The sequence below is a fragment of the Psychrobacter sp. TB20-MNA-CIBAN-0197 genome, assembly GCF_040309765.1.
In the GTDB taxonomy this organism is placed as follows: Bacteria; Pseudomonadota; Gammaproteobacteria; order Pseudomonadales; family Moraxellaceae; genus Psychrobacter; species Psychrobacter submarinus.
In genome coordinates this window covers 1-409 of sequence record NZ_JBEOPC010000132.1, presented here as the reverse complement: position 1 = coordinate 409, position 409 = coordinate 1, and the positions used below count along the sequence as shown (strand labels likewise).

Sequence of the window (409 nt, the reverse complement as noted above, 5' to 3'; positions counted from 1 at the left end):
GCATTGAATGATTCGCAAGAGGTGAGTAATTTAGCAGATCAAACGCTAACATCGGCTCAATCAACGCTACAAGATGCACAGCAATTAAGTCGCTTATCTAATGATTTAACCAAATCAATGCAGTTTTTTAAATCTTAAGCGTTAAAAAACAAGTAATTTTAAAATAAAAAACCCTTCTATTCAGAAGGGTTTTTAGTAGAGGTAATTAGTAATATCAGAAGCGAGCTTCGATACCTAATCGAACATAACGCGGGGTTTGCCAAGAGTACGCAGCATCATGATAAGCATTTACTTCGCCTTCATTTTGCTCATAGTGCTCATTCAACGACGACTCAGTTTGTGAGTTGAAAATGTTAAAGACATTAACAGATGCTCTCATATCAATATCTGAGATAGTAAAGTCGTAAGC

General features: G+C 35.9%; 1 protein-coding gene. It reads right to left on the bottom strand.

Annotation, left to right across the window (positions count from 1 at the left end):
* Positions 1–214 precede the first annotated feature (214 nt).
* Positions 215–409: hypothetical protein (locus AAEY83_RS12975; protein WP_351059336.1), on the bottom strand; the 195-nt coding region annotated here is incomplete at its 5' end.